Consider the following 17,985-nt stretch of genomic DNA (forward strand, 5'->3'; position numbering starts at 1 on the left):
TCGACCAACAAGAGGACGCGACGGCCAAGAAGGATTCGCGCGGACGGAAGATTTTCTGCGATCAGCTTCCGACCGCCTGATAGGCCAGGCGCTTGAACTCGAAGAAGAACGGATTCCAGAAGCCCATATAGCGCTGGGTCATCAGGACGCCCGCCGTATTGGCTTCCGGACAGATCCACCAATGGGTGCCGGCAAGGCCGCCCCATTGGAATTCGCCGGTCGAGTTCGGCGGATCGAACGGTGTCGGCGCGAAGGTGACGGCGCCGCCGAGGCCAAAGCCCTTGCCGGGAATCGGCCCGAGATTGGCGAATCGGATGGTCTGGCCCGCGGGCAACTGGTTCGTCATCATCTGCCGCAGCGTCTCCGGCTTCAGCAGCGCATCTGACTCGGGCAGCAGCGCACGCAGCAGTGCGAGCATGTCCGGCAAGGTCGAAACCAGACCGCCGCCGCCCGAGAGCCGCGGCAGCGGCCGCCGATAGGCTTGCGGGTAAGGCAGATGGTCGGCCCGCGTCAGGCCGGGCTTCATGGGGTCGAGCACGTCGGCGCCGTTGTAGAGCGCGACCAGCCTGCCCTGCTGTGTCTCGGGGACATAAAAGCCGGTATCGGTCATGCCGAGGGAATCGAAGATGCGCGCCTTCAGGAAGGCGTCGAGCGGCTGGCCCGAGACGACCTCGACCACTCGGCCGAGCACGTCGGTCGCCACGGAATATTCCCAGGCCGTGCCGGGGTGATAGGACAGCGGCAGATCGGCGAGCTTGTCGATCATGTCGGAGAGCGGGCTCAACGGATTCAGCACGCCTGCCTCGTTGTAACCCCTAAACAGCACCGTGCCGGGATCGAAGATGCCGTAGCTGAGACCCGCGGTGTGGGTCAGAAGCTGGCGGATCGTGATCGGGCTCTTCGCCGGCTCGACATCGGCAAGGCTCGAAGCGCCCTGCTTCAGCACCTTGCGATTGCCGAGCTGCGGCAGGAATTTTTCGACTGGATCATCGAGGCCGATGCGGTCTTGCTCGACCAGCAGCATGATCGCGCAGGTGACGAAGATCTTGGTGTTGGAGAACGCGCGAAAGATGTGGTCGGGCCGCAGCGCAGTGTTGGCCTCGCGGTCGGCAAAGCCGACGCATTGCTGATCGACCAGCTCGCGGCCGCGCAGCACGGCCCAGGACACGCCGGGAACGATCTCCTGATCGACGTAGCGTTGCATCGCCGTCCGTACGGCGGAAAAATCAGGCGTCCTGGCGTCCATGTGCTCCCCCCAATTGTGGTTGGAATCGATATAGCGCGATTTCTCAGGATATGAAGCCCACAGTGCAGCTCATCCCTGCTTCGTCAGCACGGTGACCTGCAGGCGGCGCCGGATCCGCATGCCCTGCCGCTGGTACAGCGCGATGGCAGACGTATTGCTCGAGAACACGTGCAGGAACGGAATTTCCCCGCGCACCTCGATCTGCCGCGCGATGGCGGCGAGCAACGCCTGTGCGTAACCGCGCCCGCGATGATCGGGATGCACGCAGACCGCCGTCATCTCGGTGAAATTGCCTGGCTTCATCCGCTCGCCGGCCATGGCGACCAGCTCGCCGCCAGCGCGGATGCCGAGGAAGGTGCCGAGCTCATGCGTCCGCGCCGCGAACGGCCCGGGCTTGGTCAGCTCGGTCAGCGCCATCATGGCGGGAACGTCAGTCGCGCCGAGGCGGACGATCTCGGCATCACGCGGCGAGGCGTCGGCGGGCGAGCCGATCAACTGCTCGCCGGGCTCGGCGAGCAGTACCTTGAAGGCGGCGGGAATTTCGACCGGTCCGGGCGTGAACAGCACCGCGACTTGCGAGCCCGACATGAGATCGCCGAGCGCCGCAAAACTTGCCGCGGACATGTCGGCCATGTCGGCAAACGGCGTCATGTCCACGGGATAGCGCAGAGCCCGCGGGCCGCCCTCGGCCAGATGCTTCTGGCTCGTCGTCAACGCGCTCCAGATCGGGCGATCCAGCAGCGCCTCATCGCTCGCGGACATCGGCCTAGTCCTTGTCGAAGCTGACGATGACGGCGGCGTTGGCAATCAGGATGGGATCGTTGGCCACTTCCGGGGCCGAGGGGATCTCCAGCCCGCCCTTGACCGCGGTGACGGTCACAGTGCCGTAAGGCAGCTCCTTGGCAACGGCTTCCTTGTCCACAGCCTCGGGGTGGGGCACGCCGATCGTGACATCGACGAACATGTCGTTCGCGGTCTTGCCGATCATCCGGAAGAAGCCGAGGCTCGAATGCCTGATGGCATCGGAAACCGCGCGCTTGGCCGCCTTGGTGGCGTCCCGTCCGTGGACGTCGACACCCATGCCCATCTCGGTGACACAACGAACGCGGGTCATTTCATATTCCTGTGGTTGGTTAGTGATTGGAAGTGTCGGCGATCGGCGGCGCGAGACAAGTGGAGTTGTCAGATCGACGGAGGGTCTCCGCCACAGTCTCCGTCATTGCGAGCGCAGCGAAGCAATCCAGACTGCCACCGCGGAAAGATTCTGGATTGCTTCGCTGCGCTCGCAATGACGAATGTGGAAATAGCTCGCATCGTCAAATCACGCCTTCGCCTTTTCATGCGCCCGCAGCTCGTCCACGAGCACGCGGACGTTCTCCGAATAGTCGACCGGGATCGAGACCAGATGCACGCCGCCCTCCCTGAAGGCGGCGTCGAGCGTCGGGCCGAAGCTGTCGATGCTTTCGATGCGATGACCCTTGGCGCCATAGGCCTTGGCGTACAGTGCAAAGTCCGGATTGCCAAAGGTCATGCCGTAATCGGCAAAGCGATCGACGGCCTGCTTCCAGCGGATCATGCCGTAGGCGTTGTCCTCCAGCACCAACACGACCAGGTTGAGCTTGAGGCGGACCGCCGTCTCCATCTCCTGGCTGTTCATCATGAAGCCGCCGTCGCCGGCAACCGCAAGCACGCGGCGGTCGGGATAGAGCATCGCCGCCATCATCGCCGATGGCAGGCCGGCGCCCATGGTCGCCAGCGCGTTGTCGAGCAGCAGCGTGTTGGCGAGGCGCGTGCGGTAGTTGCGCGCAAACCAGATCTTGTACATGCCGTTGTCGAGCGCGACGATGCCGTTCTCGGGGATCACCTGACGGATGTCGTGCACAATGCGCTGCGGCGTCGGGGGCCAGCGCGCCTCGGTGGCCCGATCGGCGATGTGCTTCAGGATCTCTTCGCGCAGCGGCAGCAGCGCCGCGGCCTGCGGCAGCTTGCCTTCGAGCCGATCCGCAAGCAGCTCCAGGCTCGGGCCGACGTCGCCTACCACCTCGGCATCGGGGAAATAGACCTGCTCGACGCTCGCCGGCGTGTAGCTGACGTGAATGACCTTTGGCCCTGAGGACCCCATGATGAAAGGCGGTTTCTCGATGGGGTCGTGGCCGATCGCAACGATCAGGTCGGCAGCGTCAATGGCGTCGTGCACATAGTCGCGCTCGGACAAGGCGGCAGTGCCCATGTAGAGATTGGTGCCACCGGGCACGGTGCCCTTGCCCATCTGCGTCGTGAAGAACGGAATGCCGGTCCGCCGCACGAAGCTTGCGATGCCGTGGGTCGACCGCGGCCGGCTGGTCGCCGCGCCCATCATCACCAGCGGGCGCCTTGCGTCCATGATCATTTCGGCGGCGCGGTCGAGCGCGGCGCGATGAGCAATCGGGATTTCGATCGGGTGAACGGGGATCACCGGCACGTCAGAGACCTCGTCACCGGCGATGTCCTCGGGCAGTTCGAGATGCACCGGCCCGGGCCGCTCCTCCATCGCAACGCGAAAAGCGTCGCGCACCATTGTCGGAATGCTGGAGGCGCTGACGATCTGCCGCGACAGCTTGGTCAATGGCTTCATGGTCGCCACCACGTCGACGATCTGGAAGCGCGCCTGCCGGCTGCTCATGATCGGCTTCTGGCCGGTGATCAGGATCATCGGCATGGCACCGAGATGCGCATAGGCGGCGCCGGTCGACAGGTTGAGAGCACCGGGGCCGAGCGTCGACAGACAAACGCCGGGCTTCCCGGTCAGGCGCCCATGCGTGGCGGCCATGAAGGCCGCGGCCTGCTCGTGGCGGGTCAGGACCAGCTCGATCCTGGACGCGCGCAGCGATTCGACCAGATCGAGATTCTCTTCGCCGGGAATGCCGAAGATGCGGTCGACACCTTCATTCTCCAGCGCCGCGACGAACAGGTCCGATCCCTTCGCTTTGCGTTCCATCCCGCCTCCCGCTATGCCGGCTCTCGTATTCCACGGCACTAGCCAAATGGTAGCGGTCCGCGGCTCCGGCACAATTCACAAAGAGCGGCAGAGGGCATCAACTTTGCCGCTCAATGTCTCGATGCGCTAGCCGTCGGCCTTGGTTGCACGCAGCAGATTGTCGCGCAATCTGCTCACCGTCTTCTGCACCACCGGAAAATCGTCGCCAAGACCCGTCGCCTCCCTCAGCGGCCCGCCGAGATCCTGTTCGATCAGCTTGCGCCCGGCGGGCGTTAGGCTCAAGCGCACCTGCCGCTCGTCGGCGGGATCGCGGTGGCGCTTGATCAGCCCCATCTGCTCGAGCTTCTTCAGGATCGGCGTCAGCGTGTTGGATTCCAGGAACAGCTTCTCGCCCAGCGCGCTGACCGTCAGCTCGTCTTCGTCCGACAGCGCCACCAGAGCAATGTACTGCGTATAGGTCAGGCCGACCTTGTCCAGCAGGGGCTTGTAGGCCCGGCCGAAGGCGAGATTGGCCGAATAGATCGCGAAGCAAAGGAAATTTGACAGTTTTCGGCCTTTGCCGGCCGATTGAGGGGAACGGGCCACGGGAACCTCCGCAATTCGTGATCTATGGGAGATATAAATCGCATCCGATTAAATCGGAAGGGCTTGACCGCGACGTTCGGCGGATCTATTTCGAAACGCATCCGATTAAATCGGATGCGATCATTATTCAACCGAAGGATTACGACCATGACGTCCGCTGCAAAGGTTCTCTTCACTGGCAAGACCCACGTCACCTCGGGCGCTGACGGCGTCGCGCGGTCGAGCGACGGCTTCCTGAACGTCCAGCTGGCCCAGCCGCACCCGGCCGCCGAAAACCTGTTCGCCGCCGCCTGGTCGGCCTGCTATCTCGGCGCGCTCGGGCTCGCCGCTGCGCAGCGCAAGGTCAAGCTGCCGAGCGAGCCGTCGGTCGACACCGCGATCGACCTGAACAACGCCGGCGGCGCCTTCTTCCTGCGTGCCCGTCTCGACGTCAGCGTCCCCGGCGTCGATCGCGCGGTCGCGCGGGAACTGATCGAGGCCGCTCACGGCATCTGCCCCTACTCCAAGGCGGTGCACGGCAATATCGAGGTGACCACCACCCTGGTCTGAAGCGCCACGACGCGGACCGGCCGGCATCGGCCGGGCCCGGGCGGCGCGGACAATCTCGTCACCACAAGGAGCCGACCATGAGCCATCGTCATCTGCGAAGCCTGCGCGTGCTGTCGAGCGCAGTTCTGCTCGCGGCAAACCTGTTCACACTGCCGGCCGCGGCGGCGCAGGCCGGCGTCACGCGCACCGACCTCCAGCGCCACGATCTCAGCACGCCCGGGCGCGAGGCTGTGCAAGTGCGCGTCGACCTTGCCCCGGGCGTGGCGTTCGGCCGGCACACTCATCCGGGCGAAGAGATCATTTACGTGCTGGCGGGCGCCATCGAATACGAGGTCGACGGCAAACCGCCGATCACGCTGAAAGCCGGCGACGTGCTGTTCATTCCTGCCGGCGCGGTGCATGCAGCAAAGAACGTGGGCGGTGAGACCGCCAGCGAACTTGCCACCTACATCGTCGCCAAGGACAAGCCGCTTCTGACGCTGGCGGAGTGAGGCCGGCGATCCCGATTGACCAGCTCATGATATCTGACTAAAGTCAGACATCATGCTCGACCCCGTCTCCCGCGTCCGCCGCTTCAACCGCGCCGTCACCTCGGCCGTCGGAGCGCTCGATACGTCGTTTCTCGGGCGCGGCCGGCCGCTGGGTGCCGCGCGCGTGCTCAATGCGATCGGGCACGGGCGATCGGACGTGGCGGAGATTCGGGACTATCTTGGTCTCGATTCCGGGCTGATGAGCCGGCTGCTCCGCAGCCTCGAGGATGAAGGGCTGATCGAGACCATCGCACACGAGGACGATGCGCGGCGGCGCTTCGCAAGGCTCACGCGGGCGGGCCGGCGCGAGTTCACCGCCTACGAGGCGCTGTCCAACGCGCAGGCCGAAGGCCTCCTCGCGCAACATTCGCAACGCGATGCATTGCTGGCGGCGATGGACCTGATCGCCTCCGCGCTGACGCGCGAGCGCGTCGCGCTGGAGGAGATGGATCCGCGCTGCGCGCAAGCGCGCTACTGCCTCGGCGAGTACTATGCCGAGCTCGGCCGCCGCTTCAGCCAAGGTTTTGACGTCTCGCTGTCACGCGATCCTGATGCCAAGGACATGCGCCGCCCACGCGGCACATTCCTCGTTGCGATGTCGGACACGCTGCCGATCGGCTGCGTCGGCTTGAAGGGAACCGATCACGGCTATGCCGAGATCAAGCGGCTGTGGGTCGCTCCCGCCGCGCGCGGGCTGCGGCTCGGCCGCCGCCTGATGGATGCGGTCGAGAGCGCCGCGCGCGAGCTCGGCATCGCGCTGCTGCGGCTCGACACCAACAGCGCACTGCCCGAAGCCGGTCAGCTCTATCGCAGCACGGGCTGGCGCGAGATCCCGCGCTTCAACGACGATCCCTATCCGGACCTCTTCTTCGAGAAGCGGCTCTGATGCTGGACCGGTTCGCGGCGCTCGTGCGTTAGGTCGAAGCCGTGTTCGTTGAAGCCTTGGGAGCTTCGGTATGACGAGAGACGACCTCGCCGACATCTACCGCGCCTACATCACCTGCCTGAATCGCCGGAACTGGCCGGCACTCGGACAATTCGTGCATGAGGAGGCCGCCCACAACGCGCGGCCCCTTGGCCTCGACGGCTATCGCGCGATGCTGGAACGGGATGTTCGGGAGATCCCCGATCTTAAGTTCCACATCGAGATGCTGATCTCCGATCCTCCGCGCATCGCCGCCCGATTGAAGTTCGACTGCACACCAGTCGGGACATTCCTCGGTCTTGCCGTCAACGGGCGGCGCGTGTCCTTCTGCGAAAACGTCTTCTACGAATTTCACGACGGCAAGATCCGGCAGGTCTGGTCGGTGATCGACAAGGCCGCGATCGAGGCGCAGCTCTGACGCCGCGCCTCGATCTCGAATTCACGCCGCCGCCGGCGCCACCGCGCCCTGCGGCTTCGGGAAGGGGCGGAACGTCATCGCCATCAGGAAGGCCCCTAAGCCCATCGCCCAGGAGGCGATGTAGAGCCAGGCGTAGCTGGAGAAGGCATCGTAGATCAGGCCGCCGGCGAGCGGGCCGGTCGCCATGCCGAGGCTGCCGGCCATCGCCGTGCCGCCGATCACCGTGCCCATCATCTTGAGCGGGAAGTTCTCGCGGATCAGAACGGCGTAGAGCGGCATGGTGCCGGCATAGATGAAGCCGAAGATGGCGCCGACCGCATAGAACGTCGTCAGCTGTTGCGCGAAGACATAGGCGAGCGCGCCGAAGGCCTGCAGCAGCAGGCCCGAGACCAGCACGCGCTTGGCGCCGAAGCGGTCGCCCATCAGGCCGAAGGCGATGCGCCCGCCGAGGCCGGCAAACCCCTCGATGCTGTAGATCGTCACCGCCGCGACCAGCGGGATGCCGCAGCTCACGGCATAGCTGACGGTGTGGATGATCGGGCCGGAATGCGTCGCGCAGCAGAAGAAGTTGGTGGCGAGCAGGATCAGGAATTGCGGCGAGCGCAGCGCCTCGCCCATCGACATCTCGTTTTGTCCGGCGGCTTCGCCGACCGGCGCGGCCGGGCCATGCGCGAGCGCCGGCGGACGGCGCACCAGGAACGAGACCGGGATCATGATGGCGCCGACCACGAGCGCGATGATCTGCATCGAGGTGCGCCAGTCGTGGCCGGAGACCAGCCAGGCCGCCAGCGGCGACATCGTCATCGGCGCCATGCCCATGCCGGCCGAGACCAGCGAGACCGCAAGGCCGCGATTGGTGTCGAACCAGCCGGTGACGGTCGCCATCATCGGCGCGAAGATCGCAGCGCAAGCGGCGCCGGTCAGGAGGCCGAACACGATCTGGAACACGAACAGCGAGGTGGCGTGGCTCGCCGCGAACAGGCTGAGCGTCAGCACGATCGATCCCGTCAGCACCACCGGCAGCGGCCCGAACCGATCGGACAGCGTGCCCCAAACCATGCTGGTGAAGGCCATCGCCAGAAAGCCGATCGTCATCGCGCTGGAGATGCCGGTCACCGACCAGCCGGTGTCCTTGGTGATCGGCTGCAGGAACACCGGCAGCGAAAACATGCCGCCGATTGCGACGCAGCCGAGCAGGCCGCCGGCGGCCACGATCACCCAGCGATAGTTGGACGAAGTCATTTCAGTCTCCCGTCAGGTCTGTCTCGCGTGAAAGACGAATGGGAACTGCGCCGGCCGACACGCCGACGTCATTTTCGCCGCACGGTTTTGTGACCTGCCAACAAAACTCGTAAAACAACCCCATGCACAGTAGCCGCCGCTAGTGGGATCAATGGCTTACTGACTGCCAACTGGCGCCTGCCCTCGACCATGGCCGACATCATCACCGACCGGTTGACACGTCGGGCAAAACAGCCTCACAATGACATCATCCCACAACGTCGATGTCGTCCACGATGTCCATCGTGATGACCCTTCGCGCCGCCGCGACGGGTTCACGGTCTGTTGCGTGTACTGCAGGAATTCCTCGATGCCAAAGATCGACGTCGCCACCGTGCCGGCCCGCAAGGGCTCCGGCTATCCCGCCCCCTTCAGCGCGCCTTGCGCCGAGCGCATCCGCAAGCGGCTCGGCGATGCCGGAAGCCTGTCGGATTTCGGCGTCAACCTGATGCGGCTGCCGCCGGGCACCTGGTCGAGCCAGCGGCACTGGCACTCGCACGAGGACGAGTTCGTCTACATTCTCGAAGGCGAAGTGACGCTGATCGAGGATGGCGGCGAAACCGTGCTGCGCGCCGGCGATTGCGCCGCCTTCCCCAAGGCCAGCGGCAACGGCCATCACATGATCAACAGGTCGAGTGTGACGGCGGTCTATCTCGAGATCGGCTCGCGCTCGCAAGCCGACCTCATCACCTGCTCCGACATCGACATGATGAGCCCGGCATCGGACGGCCGCTTCCTGCACAAGGACGGCACGCCCTATCCGTAAGTGACATCGCGGCTCACAGCGCCGCGCTGCGGCGCCAGGTGCCGACGGTGAGCCAGACCGCCGAGACCAGAAAGTAGATCGCGCCGACCGCGGCATAGCCCGCGACGTTCGCAATCGACGGCACCGCTGGCATCGTGGCCTGGAAGATGAAGAAGCCGCCCGCCAAGGCCGACTGGCCACCGCTGAGCACCATGGCCCATTGCGCGCCGAAACGCTTCCAGCGCCGCACGGCCGTGCCGAGCTGGAGCAATCCGGACAGGATCGCCCAGGCTCCGAAGATTCCGAGCACCAAGTTCATGCTGATCCGCAAGGCCAGGATGACCGCAATGGTCGTCGCCAGGCTGACCAGCACGTTCAGGCCTTGCGTGCGATTGTGGTTCAAGCCGCCACTCCTGAGCGCGTCGAGATAATTGGCCGCGGCGTCCCACGCGGGATAGGCGACGAGCAACGCCGCGGCGATCGCCGACGACGACGGCGCGATCGCGAAGGCCGCAATGACCCAAGCAACGGAAAACGCGGCACGCATGAAGTAGTATTGTTTCAGCCATAGTGCCTGGTCGGCTGCGCCCAAAGTCATCTCGCTGTTACTCATTGCCGTCTCCTTACCTACTAGTTGGTAGTTTACATGCGACGCTAAAGCGCCAGCCCTGTTCGGGCTAGACCGACCTCGTCAGTGCCTGGTGGAAAGCCGCTCCAGCAGCGGCCGGGTGACGGTGCCGAAGATTTTTGGATCGCCATAAGCGCGCGCCGACAGCATGGCACCGTGAACGGTTGCCATGAATCCCTCCGCCTCGGCGCGCGCCGTGCCGGAGAGATGGAGCCGGCCTTGCCGCTTGCCGCGCTCCATCACCGCAGCCAGCCAGGACGACACGGAGCGGAAATGCGCGCGGACTTCGAGCGCGACCTCCTCGGGCAGGATGGGAAGCTCGCTGGCTAGGAGCGCGCAGACGCAGAACGGAGCCGTCGCATCCTTGATGCACGCCTCCCAATAGACGACATAGCTTTTGAGCTGCTCGGCGGGGTCGGCGACATTGCGCTCGAGCGCCGCCAGTCCCGCCTGGGCCTCCTCGCGATAGCGCGCCACGAGGGTGCGGACCAGATCGACCTTGCTGGCGAAATGGTGGTGGATACTCGGCTTGCGGATGCCGACGACATCGGCAATGTCGGCGTAACTGAAGCCGTTGTAGCCGCCGGCGATGATCAGCGTGCGGGCGCAGGCCAGGATGTCGTCGGCGGTCGAGGAAACGTTGCTCATGACGCTTAGCTACCTTCCAGTAGGTAGGTGGTCAAGCGGGGCTGCTTCAATGATTCGTGAGTGAGTGGTAGGAGCCTGCATGACCATTCGCCCCATCATCCGCTATCCCGACCGCCGGCTCGCGATTCCGGCCCGCCCCGTCACCGCGTTCGATGATGCCTTGCGCGAGCTCGCGCAGGATCTGCTCGACACCATGCGCGCCGCGCCCGGGATCGGCATCACCGCGTCGCATATCGGCGTGCCCCTGCGCGTCGTTGTGCTGGAGCTCGACGCCAAGGACGGCCCGCAGACCTACGTCAATCCGGAGATCACATGGGCCTCGCCGGAGATGATCATGCATCGCGAAGGCAGCGTCTCGATGCCGGGGGTCAATGACGAGGTGCAGCGCCATGCGCGCGTGCGCATCAGCTACCGGGATCTCGACGGCAATGAACAAAGCGAGGAATCGGAGGGCTTGCGCGCCGTGTGCCACCAGCACGAGATCGACCAGCTCGACGGGATGTTCTGGATCCAGCGGCTGTCTCGGCTGAAGCGGGAGCGGCTGGTGAAGAAATATGAGAAGATGCAGAGACCTTGAGGAATCAGCCCAACAAATTCGTTATCGGCCCGCAACGCTAAAAGGATGGAGTACGCCAGCGGCCCACGTCTTCGCGCAACCGCTGGCACCTCACACCCCTCAGGTCATCGGGCGTTGACGGGGACAGGCGTGTTGAGCAGCTGCTGCTCCCACAGATAGGCGATGCCGCTACCGCCGGCATGTTCCGTGATCACCTTGGTGAGTGCGACCGCTTGATCGATCCGAGCCCAATCGCGCTGCCATTCGGCCGCGAGCGCCAGCCAGGTCATCATATTCACTCCCGCCGCGACCATGCGCTGGATTGCGACCTCGTGGGCCTCCGCCGAAACGGCGCCAGAGGCATCGGTGATGACAGTCACGTCCCAGCCTTCGCCGCGGGCCTGGATCGCCGGCATCGCAACGCAAATTTCTGTCCACAGGCCGGCAATGATCAGTTGCTTGCGGCCCGTGGCCTTGACCGCGTCCACCACCTTTCGATCCTCCCAGGTGTTGATAAACGTCCGGTCGATCACGTCCTGGCCGGGGAAAACGTCCGTGACCTGAGGGAAGAGGAGACCGCCCCGTTCGGCGATCACCGTCGTCAGGATGGTGGGCACGCCGAAGGCCTTAGCGGCCTTGGCCAGGCCCGTCGTGTTGTTGATCACCATCTGCGGTTCGTGGCTGTTCACGTTGGCGAGCTGGTATGGCTGGTGGTCGATCAGAACGAGCACGGAATCTTCGGGACGAAGAAGCGAAGCAAGGCCGTTACGAAAAGTCATCATTGCATCCTTTATTGCCGTTGTGAGCGGCACTGTTGTCGGGGCGCACGCCAGCAGCGACGTAGCCCGTACCGACATTGGCGTTCCCGGATGCGATACGATAGTGTGTCATGGCGGAACGCTGTGTCGCCGAATGGGGAACGCTGTTGGATATAGAAGACATCCAGACATTCGTCGAAGTTGCTGACGCCGGAGGAATTTCGTCCGCTGCGGCCCGGCTGGGGGTCGCGAAATCGATCGTCAGTCGTCGGCTTCTCCGGCTCGAAGCGGAACTTGGCGTCCAACTTCTTGCAAGAACGACCCGCGGGGCAGCTCTCACCGAAGCCGGCCTCACGTTCCGAGACTATGCAGCCAGGGTTCACGCCGAGATCGATGCAGCGAGGGAAGCGATCCTACCCGCCGGAGACCTGCGCGGCCGCTTGCGCGTTGCAGTGCCGCTTTCTTTCGGCCCGACCCATTTCGCCCCCATCCTTGCAGAAATGGCCCGGCGCCATCCGCAGCTCCAAATCCATACCTGCTACAGCGATCGCTTCGCCGATCTCATCGCGGAAGGCTATGATTGTGCGATACGGATTGGCCACCTTCAGGACTCCAATCTGATTGCGAGACGCATTGGACCAATCCATGGGAAGCTTCTCGCGAGCCCGGACTACATCAAGACCCATGGGTCGCCTGAGTCGCCGGAGGAACTCGTCGCCCATGAGGCCCTCATGCAAGGCACCGAAGCGTGGCAACTCATGCATGGCGACAAGATCATCACGGTTCGTCCACGCGGGCGCTTCAAGGCCGACAACGGCACAGCTCTTCTCTTCGCCGCAACGGCTGGGCTCGGCATCGCCTATCTTCCCGATCGCCTCTCCCATGAACATGTCGCTTCCGGAGCGCTCGTGCCGGTGATGACGCGATACCCTCCGCCGCCGGCGGGTGCATATGTGATCCGCCCTCCGGGCCAGCATCCCGCACGGAAAATACGGGTTCTCACCGATTTGCTTATCGAGTATTGCGAGCCGGATCCGCAGCCTGCGTGAACTCGCTCCTTCACCCAGCGCTATCGCAATTGAGAGCTCTTCCCTGCGGCCATCCTTCGAGACGCCCGCTCAAGGCGGGCTCCTCAGGATGAGGGCGGAGTGCGCGGCAGCAGTTTCAACGAGCTCTTTATGCCGATTAGCCTCATCCTGAGGAGGCGCGTAAGCGCCGTCTCGAAGGACGAGGCGTGCGCACCGGCCGTGCTACACGTCGTATGCGATAGCCCTGCTCCTTCACCACCAGGTTCGCGACTGCCTCACGCCCTCTTCCCACCCCGCTTGACGATGGGCGCGTTGCGACGTTCCCTCTTGCCGCGTGCGATTTCGGTCGCGAGCGCGTCCAGCTTCGGCTCCCAGAAAGTCCTGAACTGGCCGACCCAGGCATCGACCGCCTGCAGCCCGGCGGCATCGACCGAATAGAGGCGCCTTTGCGCCTCCGCGCGGACGCGCGCAAAGCCGCTCTCTCTGAGCACCTTGAGGTGCTGCGAGACCGCCGCCTGGGTGATGCCGAACTCGGCACCAATGACTTCGACGACCTCGCCGGAAGCCAACTCGCCGGGCGCCAGCAGCTCGAGGATACGGCGGCGCACGGGATCGGCGAGGACTTCGAAGGCGTGCATCAGCTTCCTGTGCCGGGATGAACGATATCGGGCGGCGTCTCGCCGCGATAGAACGCGATGGTGCGGTCCGAGCGCTCCTTCGCCGTGGCTGGATCGACCCCGCTCGCGACATGCGCCGCACGCCAATATTCGCCGCTCGTCGTCATGAATTCCTTGCCCTCTGGCGAGACCATCCAGGCTTCCGCCGTCTCATGATCGACCGATGCCCCGGTCGCAAGATATCGCTCCAGCCCCGCAAGCGCGAGGTCCCAACCGATCCCGACCGCACCCGGACCGAACTGATTCCAATGATCCTCGATGATTGCGGTGTGCTCAAGCGTCAAGCGCGCCTGGCTTCGCTCGGCTGTCAGGCTGACGTCGATCCAGCTCGTGGCGCCGCCGAATTCCCAGGTCGCGGCGAAATGGCTCGGCGGTGTGCAGGACGTGATGGTGCCGCCCGCATTGCCCTTGACCTGGTAGCGTCCCCCGAGCCGGAGGTCCCCCTCGACCGGCGCAAACCAGCGCGGGATCCGCTCCCTGCTGGTCACGGCGTCCCAGAGATCGTCGACGCTGGTGTCGTAGAGCCGCGTGAGGGTCACGACGCTCGCCGGTTTCCCATCCTTGTCGAAATTCCTCACCGAACGTGTCACGAGCCCGAGGACCCTGGCGACGTCGATCTCCATTTGCGCTTCTCCCTGTCGCTTGGCGTGAGGCAATGAATATCGATCATCATTAATATAAGTCAACTCTTATATTAAGCGACGGCGCTGCGTCAAACCGCCCCGCGAGAAGACGCGAAACCAAACGCCTGCCCAAGCGTCTATCGATGCTCTCCTCCACCAAGCTCGAAACGGACGGAACTCATGAAAGTTCGCAAATTCGCCATCGCCGATGCTTCGCTCGAACGCTCGCCGGGACAGGACGGCGATATCTTCGCCGGCAATGTGATCGACCAGCGTCACGGCGGACCGATCACGATCGGCTTCGGCCGCTACGCCCCGAACCAGAGCCTCGACGAGACGCTCGCGGTCGACGATGTCATGCTCGTCCTGGAAGGAAAGCTCTCGGTCACGAGCAATGGCAGCACCGTCACCGCCGGTCCCGGCGAGATCGTCTACATGCCCAAGGGCGAGAGGGTCACCATCCGCTCGCACGAGCAAGGCGCCGTCACCGCTTATGTCACCTATCCGCATTGGCAGGAGGCGCGTGAGTGAGGTGCGAGCCTCACGATGCCCTTCGCCGCCGGCGCCTTCGCCAGCTCGTAGGGCGGATTAGCCGAAGGCGTAATCCGCCATCTGCCAACACGGCGCGGCGGGAGATGGTGGATTACGCCGGCGGACTGCGCTTCGCGCAGCCGCAGGCTAATCCACCCTACCCGCCCGCCATCAGCGCCTTCGCCAGCGCCATGTACGCCGGCAGCGTCACGGGATCGTTGGCGGCATTGCCCGCTACGGGATGCGAGGCGTAGCGCGCGATCACCATCTCGGCCTTGGGATCGATGTAGATGCCCTGGCCGTAGACGCCGCGCGCCATGTAGGCGCCGTGGTCGTTGTGCGTGACCCACCATTGATTGCGATAGGATGCGCCCGGCAGCGTGGTGTAGCCGGCCGGCTTGAATTTCTCGGGATCGCCGCCGCGCGCGATGTCCTCGACCACCTGCGACGGCACGATCTGGCGGCCGTTGAAGCGGCCGTGGTTGCGCATGGTCTCGCCGAAGCGGGCGAGATCGCGCAGCGTCGTGGACAGGCCGCCGCCGCCGCTCTCGGTGCCGATGCGGTCGACGTGATAATGCGCGTCCTCCTCCGCCCCCATCGGCTGCCAGATGCGCTCGGAGAGCAGATCGGACAGCGTCATGTTGCTGGCGCGCCGGATGATCCACGCGAGCACGTCGGTGTTGACGGTCTTGTAGGCAAAGGCCTTGCCGTGCTCGCCCTGCTTCTTCTGCGCGATGAGGAAATCGAAAATGGTGGTCGCACCTTCGTAGTCCGGCGGGATCGGCGCCATGCCGTTGGCGCGCCGCAGGCCCCACACGTCCGAATTCTTGTCGGTGTAGACTTCGGTGTAGGCCAGCCCCGTGGTCATATCCATGACCTCGTGCACGCGCGCATCGCCGAACGCGCTTGGCTTCAGCTCCGGCACGTAGTCCGTAACCGGCGCCTGCGGATCGATCCTGCCCTCGGCGACCAGCATCCCGGCGAGCACGCCGGTGAACGACTTCGTCACGGACATGCCGATATGCGGCTTGTGCGGCTTCAAGGCGCCGAAATAGCGCTCATAGATCAGCCTGCCCCGATGCAGCACCGCGACGCCGTCGGTGTAGGTCTCCTCCAGCATCTGCGCAAAGGTCATCGGCCGCCCGTCCATCGTGGTCGAGGCGACCGCCCCGATGTCCTGCTCCGCGCGCGGCAATGGCGATGCCGGCCCTGCGCCGCGCCAGACGTTCACGGTCGGGACGAGCTGGCGGATGTTGGACCAGGCCCAGCGCAGTTCGGGGAAGTTGCGGAACGAGCCGTCCTGGAAGGTGATGAGGCGATCGGGGGATGGCGGGAAGCCGCGCATCCAGGCGAGGGTTTCGGGATCGGTGGAGGTGGCGGAAGGCTGGGTGGCGGCGGGCGCGACGGGCATGAAGCTGGGCTCCGAAAGGCGATGCCAATCTCGTATCATGAGCGAGCACAGCGCACATCCGACGCAAGCGCGGAGCACCTGCGCGACAACCAGGATGGGATTAGAAGTTGATCTTGCGCAACCTCGCTCGATCGCGAGCTCGAATGTCGCCTGCACTCAAGGGCGACGCCAAAAGCGAGCGCAAAAGGCTTGGGACTTTCGACAATCGCAGCCATTCGTCGAAACCTATGACCACTGCTTGCTTCTTGCCGTGACGCATGATCACCACGGGCTTGCCATCGATCGCATCATCGACGATCGCAGGGAGATTGGCCTTTGCATCACGGAGTTGAACTTGGCGCACGGCACACCATCAAGAAGATTGAACCGGATACTTCAACAGCAAGCGAGGAGGATGCGTCGGGCTGAATATCGAAACTTCCCAAGTACTGGTAAACACGGCGTAGCCTGGGAGCCGACCTTCCACAATCGCTCCGGTGTTTACTTCTACAAAGCACGGAAAGTAGCTTTGCGGCGAAGGACCACCATTGGTACAGACATAAATTTTGTCTTCAGTGATCGCGAGGCACACTGGGTCACGGCTTGGTCCGCTTATCGACCACGAAAAAACGTCGAGTGATGGCACGATTGAGAAGTCCTTGCCAAAGGACAACACCGTCGCAGGTTGCCAGGGTAAGAGAAAAGACTCAGGAAGCTGCTCGGAGAACGACGGACCTAAGACGACCATCGTGCTTCTATCACCTGTGGGTGGCGGCTGCGTCTTCAGCGCGTAGAACGCGAGACGTCCATCCATGTATATAAAGAGCTCTCCCGGTTCGAGTTGCTCGAATCGAGTTACTCGGACAGGCGGCACGATCTCCATCGAACCACTCCGTTCATCGTTGAAGCGGGGCTATAAATCGACGCCACAGGTATTCCGCAGCTTCTTCCTTGCTGAGTCTTTTCAAATCGAACAGCTTGTCAAGCTGGGAGAAACCGCCAAAGAGTGCTCTCAAGCAGAGGCCGCCTCCGTTAGGCTCAATCGATAGAATCTCGTTGCAGGCATCCTTATTGTGAGGCTGGCCTTCATTGTATGCGATACCGTCTCTCGAAAGCATGCCACCCATCCACACGCGACAACGACAAACAGCCTTTCCGTTCAGAAATATCTCTGCTTCGAAGTCTGTTGCCGAATTCGGCTGAAAATCGCCATCAACCCCCTCATTGCGTTCCGACAACTGGCTCAGACCAGTCTCAAAGTATGTGGATATCGCTACAAACGCTTGGCGACCAAAGCGACGCTTGTCAGCATCACTTGGCGCGCTATTCAACTGAGGTATGTGAGGAGAGATTTCGGGTACATCACCTTCATCTACAGCGCCAGGAAATGACTTATGCTCTCGAGGCAGGCCGGCACCCGGAAATTTTGGACGCTGATGCGGCTTTGCGCGCTTAGCCTTCACACCTTCAAGAAGGCGTTGTCTAGCTTGGCCCTCATCCATGTCCGTTAAATCGATGTAGACGACGCTCTTTAGGAGTCCAGGAAGACTACATTTTCTTACGACCACAGGTAGGAGCTTGCGCTCGATTCCCTGAGGATCTTGAACAAAAGCAGCCGCCCATTCGGGTGAAGTAAATTGGGATTTCAGATAATCTGGCGAAACTACCATGATCGAGCGGTCAGCCTCGCTCGCCGCCTTCTGCATCTCCAGCACAAAATTACTACCGGGACGAAAATCCCACGCCTGAATGATGGTCGAAAAGCCCGCCTCCTCAAGCTCGAAGGCAATCCACTCCGCCCACACACGATCAGCAGAAGTATAACTTACAAAGAAATCCGGCATTGATTGACCCGACAGTGCTAATCGATGTCAACGATTGCGAGAGCGC

At 63.5% G+C, this 17,985-nt stretch carries 23 protein-coding genes; 8 read left to right on the forward strand and 15 right to left on the reverse strand.

Annotation, left to right across the window (positions count from 1 at the left end):
- Positions 1-61 precede the first annotated feature (61 nt).
- The 5 genes from AC24YW_RS02175 to AC24YW_RS02195 form a co-directional block, all read right to left on the reverse strand.
- Positions 62-1,246 carry a serine hydrolase domain-containing protein gene (locus AC24YW_RS02175; RefSeq protein WP_487481156.1) on the reverse strand — a complete coding sequence of 395 codons (1,185 nt, stop codon included), beginning with the start codon at positions 1,244-1,246 and terminating at the stop codon, positions 62-64.
- 69 nt (positions 1,247-1,315) lie between these two features.
- Positions 1,316-2,008 (reverse strand): GNAT family N-acetyltransferase, encoded by a 693-nt coding sequence (locus AC24YW_RS02180; RefSeq protein ID WP_487481157.1) that lies wholly within the window; start codon positions 2,006-2,008, stop codon positions 1,316-1,318.
- A 4-nt stretch (positions 2,009-2,012) separates the two neighbouring features.
- Positions 2,013-2,360, reverse strand: coding sequence for a Lin0512 family protein (locus AC24YW_RS02185; protein ID WP_487481158.1), 348 nt, complete (start codon positions 2,358-2,360; stop codon positions 2,013-2,015).
- 207 nt (positions 2,361-2,567) lie between these two features.
- Positions 2,568-4,223 carry an acetolactate synthase large subunit gene (locus AC24YW_RS02190; protein WP_487481159.1) on the reverse strand — a complete coding sequence of 552 codons (1,656 nt, stop codon included), beginning with the start codon at positions 4,221-4,223 and terminating at the stop codon, positions 2,568-2,570.
- Positions 4,224-4,349: 126 nt separating this feature from the next.
- Positions 4,350-4,808 carry a MarR family winged helix-turn-helix transcriptional regulator gene (locus tag AC24YW_RS02195; protein ID WP_487481160.1) on the reverse strand — a complete coding sequence of 153 codons (459 nt, stop codon included), beginning with the start codon at positions 4,806-4,808 and terminating at the stop codon, positions 4,350-4,352.
- Positions 4,809-4,955: 147 nt separating this feature from the next.
- Here AC24YW_RS02195 and AC24YW_RS02200 point away from each other — a divergent pair, with 147 nt between their 5' ends.
- The 4 genes from AC24YW_RS02200 (at position 4,956) to AC24YW_RS02215 (ending at position 7,230) form a co-directional block, all read left to right on the forward strand.
- The gene (locus AC24YW_RS02200; RefSeq protein WP_487481161.1) at positions 4,956-5,357 is read left to right on the forward strand and encodes an Ohr family peroxiredoxin; all 402 of its coding nucleotides are present in this window, start codon (positions 4,956-4,958) and stop codon (positions 5,355-5,357) included.
- Between the two features lie 77 nt (positions 5,358-5,434).
- Positions 5,435-5,848 carry a cupin domain-containing protein gene (locus tag AC24YW_RS02205; RefSeq protein ID WP_487481162.1) on the forward strand — a complete coding sequence of 138 codons (414 nt, stop codon included), beginning with the start codon at positions 5,435-5,437 and terminating at the stop codon, positions 5,846-5,848.
- A gap of 52 nt (positions 5,849-5,900) precedes the next feature.
- Positions 5,901-6,773 (forward strand): GNAT family N-acetyltransferase, encoded by an 873-nt coding sequence (locus AC24YW_RS02210; protein WP_487481163.1) that lies wholly within the window; start codon positions 5,901-5,903, stop codon positions 6,771-6,773.
- A gap of 70 nt (positions 6,774-6,843) precedes the next feature.
- The gene (locus AC24YW_RS02215; RefSeq protein WP_487481164.1) at positions 6,844-7,230 is read left to right on the forward strand and encodes an ester cyclase; all 387 of its coding nucleotides are present in this window, start codon (positions 6,844-6,846) and stop codon (positions 7,228-7,230) included.
- 21 nt (positions 7,231-7,251) lie between these two features.
- On the opposite strand, the gene AC24YW_RS02220 is transcribed toward AC24YW_RS02215, so the two are convergent.
- A complete protein-coding gene (locus tag AC24YW_RS02220) occupies positions 7,252-8,472 on the reverse strand; it encodes an MFS transporter (protein ID WP_487481165.1) in 1,221 nt (406 codons plus the stop codon).
- A gap of 349 nt (positions 8,473-8,821) precedes the next feature.
- Between AC24YW_RS02220 and AC24YW_RS02225 the strand changes: the two genes are divergently transcribed.
- On the forward strand, positions 8,822-9,277 hold the full coding sequence (locus AC24YW_RS02225; RefSeq protein ID WP_487481166.1) for a cupin domain-containing protein: 456 nt from the start codon (positions 8,822-8,824) through the stop codon (positions 9,275-9,277).
- Between the two features lie 13 nt (positions 9,278-9,290).
- On the opposite strand, the gene AC24YW_RS02230 is transcribed toward AC24YW_RS02225, so the two are convergent.
- The gene (locus AC24YW_RS02230; protein WP_487481167.1) at positions 9,291-9,869 is read right to left on the reverse strand and encodes a DUF308 domain-containing protein; all 579 of its coding nucleotides are present in this window, start codon (positions 9,867-9,869) and stop codon (positions 9,291-9,293) included.
- A gap of 78 nt (positions 9,870-9,947) precedes the next feature.
- Complete coding sequence (locus AC24YW_RS02235; protein ID WP_487481168.1) at positions 9,948-10,532, reverse strand: TetR/AcrR family transcriptional regulator; 585 nt, start codon at positions 10,530-10,532, stop codon at positions 9,948-9,950.
- 79 nt (positions 10,533-10,611) lie between these two features.
- On the opposite strand from AC24YW_RS02235, the gene AC24YW_RS02240 reads away from it, so the two are divergent.
- Positions 10,612-11,109, forward strand: a complete 498-nt coding sequence (locus tag AC24YW_RS02240; protein ID WP_487481169.1) for a peptide deformylase — start codon at positions 10,612-10,614, stop codon at positions 11,107-11,109.
- Between the two features lie 104 nt (positions 11,110-11,213).
- Here AC24YW_RS02240 and AC24YW_RS02245 read toward each other — a convergent pair whose 3' ends face one another.
- Entirely contained in the window at positions 11,214-11,867 is a 654-nt protein-coding gene (locus AC24YW_RS02245; RefSeq protein WP_487481170.1) for a hydrolase, read from the reverse strand.
- Between the two features lie 146 nt (positions 11,868-12,013).
- Between AC24YW_RS02245 and AC24YW_RS02250 the strand changes: the two genes are divergently transcribed.
- Entirely contained in the window at positions 12,014-12,895 is an 882-nt protein-coding gene (locus AC24YW_RS02250; protein ID WP_487481840.1) for a LysR family transcriptional regulator, read from the forward strand.
- Between the two features lie 254 nt (positions 12,896-13,149).
- Here the strand turns inward: AC24YW_RS02250 and AC24YW_RS02255 are convergent, their stop codons facing one another.
- Both AC24YW_RS02255 and AC24YW_RS02260 read right to left on the reverse strand, forming a co-directional pair.
- On the reverse strand, positions 13,150-13,512 hold the full coding sequence (locus AC24YW_RS02255; protein ID WP_487481171.1) for an ArsR/SmtB family transcription factor: 363 nt from the start codon (positions 13,510-13,512) through the stop codon (positions 13,150-13,152).
- On the reverse strand, positions 13,512-14,174 hold the full coding sequence (locus tag AC24YW_RS02260) for an SRPBCC family protein (protein ID WP_487481172.1): 663 nt from the start codon (positions 14,172-14,174) through the stop codon (positions 13,512-13,514). Before AC24YW_RS02260 ends, AC24YW_RS02255 begins: the two co-directional genes overlap by 1 nt.
- A 180-nt stretch (positions 14,175-14,354) precedes the next feature.
- On the opposite strand from AC24YW_RS02260, the gene AC24YW_RS02265 reads away from it, so the two are divergent.
- Positions 14,355-14,705: a cupin domain-containing protein gene (locus tag AC24YW_RS02265; RefSeq protein WP_487481173.1), complete on the forward strand. Its 351-nt coding sequence runs from the start codon at positions 14,355-14,357 to the stop codon at positions 14,703-14,705.
- A 157-nt stretch (positions 14,706-14,862) separates the two neighbouring features.
- On the opposite strand, the gene AC24YW_RS02270 is transcribed toward AC24YW_RS02265, so the two are convergent.
- The 4 genes from AC24YW_RS02270 to AC24YW_RS02285 all read right to left on the reverse strand — a co-directional run bounded on the left by AC24YW_RS02270 (position 14,863) and on the right by AC24YW_RS02285 (position 17,939).
- Positions 14,863-16,116, reverse strand: a complete 1,254-nt coding sequence (locus tag AC24YW_RS02270; protein ID WP_487481174.1) for a serine hydrolase domain-containing protein — start codon at positions 16,114-16,116, stop codon at positions 14,863-14,865.
- 100 nt (positions 16,117-16,216) lie between these two features.
- Entirely contained in the window at positions 16,217-16,459 is a 243-nt protein-coding gene (locus AC24YW_RS02275) for a type II toxin-antitoxin system Phd/YefM family antitoxin (RefSeq protein WP_487481175.1), read from the reverse strand.
- 9 nt (positions 16,460-16,468) lie between these two features.
- Positions 16,469-16,978 (reverse strand): hypothetical protein, encoded by a 510-nt coding sequence (locus AC24YW_RS02280; RefSeq protein ID WP_487481176.1) that lies wholly within the window; start codon positions 16,976-16,978, stop codon positions 16,469-16,471.
- Between the two features lie 13 nt (positions 16,979-16,991).
- On the reverse strand, positions 16,992-17,939 hold the full coding sequence (locus AC24YW_RS02285) for a toll/interleukin-1 receptor domain-containing protein (RefSeq protein ID WP_487481177.1): 948 nt from the start codon (positions 17,937-17,939) through the stop codon (positions 16,992-16,994).
- Between the last annotated feature and the right edge of the window lie 46 nt (positions 17,940-17,985).

It is taken from the genome of Bradyrhizobium sp. USDA3516 (assembly GCF_057651995.1).

Coding starts and splice junctions, on each gene's coding strand:
- AC24YW_RS02175 (WP_487481156.1), bottom strand. CDS start 1,246: ATGGACGCCAGGACGCCTGATTTTTCCGCCGTACGGACGGCGATGCAA.
- AC24YW_RS02220 (WP_487481165.1), bottom strand. CDS start 8,472: ATGACTTCGTCCAACTATCGCTGGGTGATCGTGGCCGCCGGCGGCCTG.
- AC24YW_RS02205 (WP_487481162.1), top strand. CDS start 5,435: ATGAGCCATCGTCATCTGCGAAGCCTGCGCGTGCTGTCGAGCGCAGTT.
- AC24YW_RS02270 (WP_487481174.1), bottom strand. CDS start 16,116: ATGCCCGTCGCGCCCGCCGCCACCCAGCCTTCCGCCACCTCCACCGAT.
- AC24YW_RS02285 (WP_487481177.1), bottom strand. CDS start 17,939: ATGCCGGATTTCTTTGTAAGTTATACTTCTGCTGATCGTGTGTGGGCG.
- AC24YW_RS02245 (WP_487481170.1), bottom strand. CDS start 11,867: ATGACTTTTCGTAACGGCCTTGCTTCGCTTCTTCGTCCCGAAGATTCC.
- AC24YW_RS02240 (WP_487481169.1), top strand. CDS start 10,612: ATGACCATTCGCCCCATCATCCGCTATCCCGACCGCCGGCTCGCGATT.
- AC24YW_RS02265 (WP_487481173.1), top strand. CDS start 14,355: ATGAAAGTTCGCAAATTCGCCATCGCCGATGCTTCGCTCGAACGCTCG.
- AC24YW_RS02235 (WP_487481168.1), bottom strand. CDS start 10,532: ATGAGCAACGTTTCCTCGACCGCCGACGACATCCTGGCCTGCGCCCGC.
- AC24YW_RS02215 (WP_487481164.1), top strand. CDS start 6,844: ATGACGAGAGACGACCTCGCCGACATCTACCGCGCCTACATCACCTGC.
- AC24YW_RS02185 (WP_487481158.1), bottom strand. CDS start 2,360: ATGACCCGCGTTCGTTGTGTCACCGAGATGGGCATGGGTGTCGACGTC.
- AC24YW_RS02225 (WP_487481166.1), top strand. CDS start 8,822: ATGCCAAAGATCGACGTCGCCACCGTGCCGGCCCGCAAGGGCTCCGGC.
- AC24YW_RS02210 (WP_487481163.1), top strand. CDS start 5,901: ATGCTCGACCCCGTCTCCCGCGTCCGCCGCTTCAACCGCGCCGTCACC.
- AC24YW_RS02190 (WP_487481159.1), bottom strand. CDS start 4,223: ATGGAACGCAAAGCGAAGGGATCGGACCTGTTCGTCGCGGCGCTGGAG.
- AC24YW_RS02230 (WP_487481167.1), bottom strand. CDS start 9,869: ATGAGTAACAGCGAGATGACTTTGGGCGCAGCCGACCAGGCACTATGG.
- AC24YW_RS02255 (WP_487481171.1), bottom strand. CDS start 13,512: ATGCACGCCTTCGAAGTCCTCGCCGATCCCGTGCGCCGCCGTATCCTC.
- AC24YW_RS02260 (WP_487481172.1), bottom strand. CDS start 14,174: ATGGAGATCGACGTCGCCAGGGTCCTCGGGCTCGTGACACGTTCGGTG.
- AC24YW_RS02280 (WP_487481176.1), bottom strand. CDS start 16,978: ATGGAGATCGTGCCGCCTGTCCGAGTAACTCGATTCGAGCAACTCGAA.
- AC24YW_RS02200 (WP_487481161.1), top strand. CDS start 4,956: ATGACGTCCGCTGCAAAGGTTCTCTTCACTGGCAAGACCCACGTCACC.
- AC24YW_RS02180 (WP_487481157.1), bottom strand. CDS start 2,008: ATGTCCGCGAGCGATGAGGCGCTGCTGGATCGCCCGATCTGGAGCGCG.